This is a genomic window from Paraburkholderia piptadeniae (genome assembly GCF_900007165.1).
GTDB lineage: Bacteria > Pseudomonadota > Gammaproteobacteria > Burkholderiales > Burkholderiaceae > Paraburkholderia > Paraburkholderia piptadeniae.
The window spans coordinates 21,506-27,969 of record NZ_CYGY02000121.1; the positions used below are offsets into that span (position 1 = coordinate 21,506).

Here is a 6,464-nt window from a genome sequence, read left to right on the forward strand (position 1 = left end):
TGCGTTTCTCCGTTGTCTGGTTCAGTTGCCGGCCGCGAGTTGCGCTTCCGTCATGTGATGCTTATCGTGCACGTGCTTGACGAGCAGATTGCAGATGAAGCCGATCACGAGCAGCACGGTCATGATGTGGACCGTCATCGTGTACGCGTCCGCTTTCGCGACGCCGTTCGCCACCTGATACGCGCGGATGTAGTTGACGAGCACGGGACCCGCGACGCCCGCCGCCGCCCATGCCGTCAGCAGACGTCCATGAATGCCGCCGACGAACGCCGTGCCGAACATGTCCGCGAGATACGCGGGCACGGTCGAGAAGCCGCCGCCGTACATCGACAGGATCACGCAGTAGCACAGCACGAAGAGGGCGATGTTCCCCGTCGATGCGAACGTCGGCACGAGCCAGTACAGCACGGCGCCCAGCGCGAAGAAGATGTAATACGTGTTCTTGCGGCCGACGTAATCCGATGCCGATGCCCACACGAAGCGGCCGCCCATGTTGAAGAGCGACAGCAGGCCGACGAAGCCCGCGGCGGCAGCGGCGCTCACCGTGTTCTTGAAGCTCTCCTGGATCATCACCGACGCCTGGCCCAGAATGCCGATGCCCGCCGTCACGTTCAGGAACAGCACCAGCCAGATCAGATAGAACTGGGGCGTCTTCAGCGCCTGATCGATGTGCACGTGGCTTTGCGTGATCATCTTCTGCTTCGTTTCGACGGGCGGGGTCCAGCCGGCCGGCTTCCAGTCGGCGGGCGGAATGCGGATCGCGAGCGCGCCGATCGACATCGAGATGAAGTAGGCGATGCCGAGCACGACGAACGTCTCGGCCACGCCGATGCTCGTTGCGCTCTTGAAGTGGTTCATCAGTGCGACGGACAGCGGCGCGGCGATCATCGCGCCGCCGCCGAAGCCCATGATCGCCATGCCCGTCGCCATGCCGCGGCGGTCGGGGAACCAGCGGATCAGCGTCGAGACGGGGGACACGTAGCCGAGCCCCAGGCCGATCCCGCCGATCACGCCATAGCCGAGATAGAGCAGCACGATCTGGTGCGCCCACACGCCGATGGCCGACACGATGAAGCCGCCGCCGAAGCAGCACGCGGCCGTGAACATCGTGCGGCGCGGGCCGACTTTTTCGAGCCACTTGCCGGCGAACGCCGCCGACAGGCCGAGAAACACGATGGCGAGCGAGAAGATCCAGCCAAGCGTGGTCAGCGACCAGTCGTCGGGCGCGGACTGGCTGATGCCGATCACCTTGGTCAGCGGTCCGTTGAACACGGAAAACGCATAGGCCTGGCCGATACACAGGTGCACGGCGAGGGCGGCAGGCGGCACCATCCAGCGGGAAAAGCCGGGTTGGGCGATCGTTGCCTGCTTTGAAAAGAAGGACGGCGAGCGGGCGTTGCCGCCCGGCTCAGTAATGCTGCTCATGGTCGGTCTCCGATCAGGCTGAACGTACGTAGTTATCGGTTGCAATTGCCGAAACTGGAGCGGTGCCTGTTCAAACGGATATGCTGGTCTGCAACATATTTGACAATGTGCCGCTTGTCAGGCGAGTTCGGCAATTCGCGAGACGATAGGCGGCCCGATGCGGCTTGGCAATATGAGAATTGAATGCATATGAGAATCGCCGGCAGCGTTGTGCGAAGCGGGATGCAGCGATGCCAGGCGACATGAGGCCGCAAGCGACGACGTGACGTACCAGTCGCGCGCACCGGCCACGAAGAAGATGAGGCGGCGACATGATTCTTGCTGCATTTGCACATGAAAGGTGGATCGCGCGGTTTTTTCAAAGCGCCGCCACGACACCGTTTTCTTTTGACGAACCCTTCGACATGTACAGTTTGTCGATGCCGCGGGAAGCACAGTAGCTTTATCCACTATGGGTTTGCGATCGCCGTGCTACGTTTGGACTGCTGCAGCTTCTGAACAACAGCATTTGATATATCACATACAAGATACTTGATTTTTGGCGCGATGCAGCATATGATTGAGTCATCAAATCACTCAATGACCGGAGCAACACATGGATTTCGTCTCGCTTGCTTTCTTTGCCGTCGCTGTCGTGGGCCTGGGTTCGGCCGCAACCGTCCTGATGACGCGCTGGGTGCCGCAGCACGTTGCCGAGCTTGCATCGAAGCACGGCCGTTATGTCGGTCTCGCGGCCGCTACCGTTCGTGAAGCCACGCCGTACCGTGCGCGTGTCGAAGCGGCGATGAACGCGGTCGGCTCGTCGAACTAAGCTGTGGTCACACCTGCATTGAACCTGCCCCTGGCGTTGCAGCCCATCGGCAATAGCGCCAGCCTCCGCGATCAGGCCTACGCGATGCTGCGTCAGGCCATCGCGGACGCGGATATTTACGCGTCACGCGAAGAGATTCGTCTCGACGAGCGCGTGCTGAGCGAGACGCTCGGCGTGAGCCGCACGCCCGTGCGCGAGGCGATGACGCTGCTGGAGCAGGAAGGTTTTTTGCGCATGGTGCCGCGCCGCGGCATCTATATCGTGCGCAAAAGCAAGCGCGAGATCGTCGAGATGATCCAGATGTGGGCCGCGCTCGAAAGCATGGCCGCGCGTCTTGCGACGCTGCACGCGACGGATGAAGAGATCGCGCGGCTTCGTCACATGTTCGACCAGTTCCGCGATTCGACGCCCGCCGAGCATATCGCCGAGTACTCGGACGCGAACATCGCGTTCCACCAGGCGATCGTCGAACTGTCGAAGTCGCACATCATTCTGGACACGATCAAGAACATCTTCATTCACGTGCGCGCGATCCGCCGGCTGACGATTTCACAGAGCGACCGCGCGTCGCGGTCGATCGTCGATCATCTGCGGATCATCGAAGCGCTCGAAAAGCGCGACACCGAACTCGCCGAGCGTCTGGTGCGCGATCACTCGCTGGGGCTTGCGGCGTTTGTCGAAGCGAACTGCGATTTTCTCGACTGAGCCGAGCTTGGTGCTTTGATGTATTGAGCCGGAAGGCCAGCGGACCTGAAATGTCCGCTGGCCTTTTTCATGGCTTGGCGCGTACCGTTAGCGCATCGCGTGCAGCATCGTCTCGCCGAGCGCCGCCGGCGATTGCGCGACATGAATCCCCGCCGAGCGCATCGCGTCGATCTTCGCGCCCGCCGTCCCCTTGCCGCCCGAAATGATCGCGCCCGCGTGACCCATCCGCCGTCCGGGCGGCGCGCTCGTTCCGGCGATGAATCCCACCACCGGCTTGTTCGTGCGCGAATCCTTGAGGAACTGCGCCGCGTCCTCTTCGGCCGAGCCGCCGATTTCGCCGATCATGATGATGCCTTCCGTGTCGTCGTCGGCTAGGAACATTTCCAGGCAATCGATGAAGTTCGTCCCGTTGACGGGGTCGCCGCCGATGCCGATGCACGTCGTCTGGCCGAGGCCCGCAGCCGTGGTCTGCGCGACGGCTTCATACGTCAACGTGCCGGAGCGCGACACGACGCCGATCTTGCCCGGTCGGTGAATATGCCCTGGCATGATGCCGATCTTGCATTGCCCAGGCGTGATGACGCCCGGGCAGTTCGGCCCGATCAGGCGCGTCGCCGAGCCGGCCAGCGCGCGCTTGACGCGCACCATGTCGACGACGGGAATGCCCTCGGTGATGCAGACAACAAGCGGAACTTCCGCATCGACGGCTTCGAGAATCGCGTCGGCGGCCATCGGCGGCGGCACGTAGATCACCGAGGCGTTCGCGCCCGTCGCAACGACGGCATCGGTGACGGTATCGAAGACGGGCAGTCCCAGATGCGTCGAGCCGCCCTTGCCGGGCGTCACGCCGCCCACCATCCGCGTGCCGTAGGCGAGCGCCTGCTCGGAGTGAAACGTGCCTTGCGATCCCGTGAAGCCCTGGCAGATCACTTTGGTATTGCGATCGATCAGAACGGCCATCTCAGTTCGCCTCCGACGTTGCAGCCACTTTGGCCTTGTTGTTGACTGCCGCGACGACCTTGCTGGCCGCATCGGCGAGATGATCGGCGGAGACGATGGGCAGTCCCGAATCGCGCAGAATCTGCTTGCCGAGCGCGACGTTCGTGCCTTCGAGCCGCACGACGAGCGGCACGCGCAGATCCACTTCGCGCGCGGCGCTCACGACACCTTCCGCGATCACGTCGCAGCGCATGATGCCGCCGAAGATGTTGACCAGAATCCCTTCGACTTTCGGATCGCGCAGAATCAGCCGGAATGCGGTTGCGACGCGCTCCTTCGTCGCGCCGCCGCCCACGTCCAGAAAGTTCGCGGGCTCGCCGCCATAGAGCTTGATGATGTCCATCGTCGCCATCGCGAGACCGGCGCCGTTCACCATGCAGCCGATGTTGCCGTCGAGCGTCACGTAGTTCAGGCCGTGCTTCGCCGCTTCGAGTTCGGCTGCGTCTTCTTCGGCTTCGTCGCGCAGCGCCTCGATGGCAGGGTGCCGGAAGAGGGCGTTGTCGTCGAAATTGATCTTCGCGTCGAGGGCGATCACGTCCGCTTGCTGCGTGACGACGAGCGGATTGATCTCGACGATCGACGCGTCCAGCTCGACGAACGCGCGATACGCGTTGGCGATGAACTGCGTCGCGGACTTGATCTGCTTGCCGGTCAGCCCGAGGCCGAACGCGATCTGGCGCGCGTGAAAGGGTTGCAGGCCCGTCGCGGGATCGATCGCGACCTTGAGGATTTTCTCCGGTGTGCGCGCGGCCACTTCTTCGATCTCCATGCCGCCTTCCGTCGACGCCATCACCGTGATGCGTGACGTGCTGCGATCGATCAGCATGCCCAGATACAGCTCGCGTTCGATCGCGCAGCCTTCTTCGACATAAACCCGCTTCACTTCGCGGCCCGCGGGCCCCGTCTGCTTCGTGACGAGCACATGCGACAGCATCTGCGAAGCGTGCAGGCCGACATCGCTGACCGTCTTGACGACGCGCACGCCGCCCTTGCCGCCCGGATCGTCCGCGAAGCGGCCCGCGCCGCGCCCGCCCGCGTGAATCTGCGACTTGACGACCCAAACCGCGCCGCCGAGCGCGAGCGCCGCGTCTTCCGCCTCCTGCGGCGTGAACGCGACGCGCCCGTTCGGCACGGCGACGCCGTAGCCCTTCAGCAGCTCTTTCGCCTGATATTCGTGAATGTTCACCTGTCTCCTCGCTGGTTGAATTCGACGCCTGACGGCGCAAAAAGTGGGCGGTCGGCTCAGAGTTGAAATATGGTATGTGATATATCATAGATTCTCAAGCGGTCAAATTGATCGGGGTTTTCCCTTTATGAAGCGCGGGCCGGTTTCGTCGTTCGCTCAGAAGGCCTTGTTTTTAAAGGCTTACGGCGTTTCTCGGGGATTGTCCTTACGCGGCTGAAAGCGCTTGCGGCGTTTTGATATATCACATACCGTATTGAGCACGGACGAACAAAACCGGACGAACAAAGATAGTCAGGCGAATTGCTCGGAGGGGACAACATGGGCAAAGCACTCGACGGTGTGCGCATTCTCGATTTCACGCATGTGCAGTCGGGGCCGACGTGCACGCAGCTGCTGGCGTGGTTCGGCGCGGACGTGATCAAGGTGGAGCGCGCCGGCGCGGGCGACATCACGCGCGAGCAGCTGCGCGATGTGCCCGGCGCCGACAGCCTGTACTTCACGATGCTCAACCACAACAAGCGCTCGGTGACGATCGACACGAAGAACCCCGAGGGCAAGCTCGTGCTCGAGGCGCTGATCCAGAAGTGCGACGTGCTGGTGGAGAACTTCGCGCCGGGCGCGCTGGACCGCATGGGCTTCACGTGGGAGCGCATCCAGGAGCTCAATCCGCGGATGATCGTCGCGTCGGTGAAGGGCTTCGGCCCGGGGCCGTACGAAGACTGCAAGGTGTACGAGAACGTCGCGCAGTGCGTGGGCGGCGCGGCGTCGACGACGGGCTTCGACGATGGTCCGCCCGTGGTGACGGGCGCGCAGATCGGCGACAGCGGCACGGGCCTGCATCTGGCGCTGGGCATCGTCACGGCGCTCTATCAGCGCACGATGACGGGCCGTGGCCAGAAGGTGCTCGCGGCAATGCAGGACGGCGTGCTGAACCTGTGCCGCGTGAAGCTGCGCGACCAGCAGCGCCTGGAGCGCACGGGCGTGATGAAGGAATATCCGCAGTATCCGAACGGCACGTTCGGCGAGGCGGTGCCGCGCGCGGGCAATGCATCGGGCGGCGGCCAGCCGGGCTGGATTCTCAAGTGCAAGGGCTGGGAGCACGACCCGAACGCGTACATCTACTTCATCACGCAGGCGCCGGTGTGGGTGAAGATCTGCAACGTGATCGGCAGGGAAGAGTGGGCGACGCATCCGGACTACGCGACGCCGGACGCGCGCCTGCCGCGCCTGAAGGAAATCTTCGCGGAAGTCGAACGCTGGACGATGACCAAGACCAAGTTCGAGGCGATGGAAATCCTGAACGAACACGACATTCCGTGTGGGCCGATCCTGTCGACG

7 protein-coding genes are annotated in these 6,464 nt (G+C 63.1%); 3 read left to right on the plus strand and 4 right to left on the minus strand.

Annotated elements, in window-relative coordinates; genetic code table 11:
• Window positions 1-21: 21 nt before the first annotated feature.
• Both BN2476_RS41280 and BN2476_RS46870 read right to left on the minus strand, forming a co-directional pair.
• The gene (locus tag BN2476_RS41280; protein WP_087739907.1) at window positions 22-1,425 is read right to left on the minus strand and encodes an L-lactate MFS transporter; all 1,404 of its coding nucleotides are present in this window, start codon (window positions 1,423-1,425) and stop codon (window positions 22-24) included.
• Between the two features lie 117 nt (window positions 1,426-1,542).
• Complete coding sequence (locus BN2476_RS46870; RefSeq protein WP_160111857.1) at window positions 1,543-1,875, minus strand: hypothetical protein; 333 nt, start codon at window positions 1,873-1,875, stop codon at window positions 1,543-1,545.
• Window positions 1,876-2,020: 145 nt separating this feature from the next.
• On the opposite strand from BN2476_RS46870, the gene BN2476_RS41290 reads away from it, so the two are divergent.
• On the plus strand, window positions 2,021-2,236 hold the full coding sequence (locus BN2476_RS41290) for a hypothetical protein (RefSeq protein ID WP_087739909.1): 216 nt from the start codon (window positions 2,021-2,023) through the stop codon (window positions 2,234-2,236).
• Between the two features lie 24 nt (window positions 2,237-2,260).
• On the plus strand, window positions 2,261-2,941 hold the full coding sequence (locus tag BN2476_RS41295; RefSeq protein WP_087739917.1) for a GntR family transcriptional regulator: 681 nt from the start codon (window positions 2,261-2,263) through the stop codon (window positions 2,939-2,941).
• An 87-nt stretch (window positions 2,942-3,028) separates the two neighbouring features.
• Here BN2476_RS41295 and sucD read toward each other — a convergent pair whose 3' ends face one another.
• Both sucD and sucC read right to left on the minus strand, forming a co-directional pair.
• Window positions 3,029-3,901, minus strand: a complete 873-nt coding sequence (gene sucD, locus BN2476_RS41300) for a succinate--CoA ligase subunit alpha (protein ID WP_087739910.1) — start codon at window positions 3,899-3,901, stop codon at window positions 3,029-3,031.
• 1 nt (window position 3,902) lies between these two features.
• The gene (sucC, locus tag BN2476_RS41305; protein ID WP_087739911.1) at window positions 3,903-5,126 is read right to left on the minus strand and encodes an ADP-forming succinate--CoA ligase subunit beta; all 1,224 of its coding nucleotides are present in this window, start codon (window positions 5,124-5,126) and stop codon (window positions 3,903-3,905) included.
• Between the two features lie 318 nt (window positions 5,127-5,444).
• On the opposite strand from sucC, the gene frc reads away from it, so the two are divergent.
• On the plus strand, window positions 5,445-6,464 hold a 1,020-nt coding region (gene frc / locus BN2476_RS41310), incomplete at its 3' end, for a formyl-CoA transferase (RefSeq protein WP_087739912.1).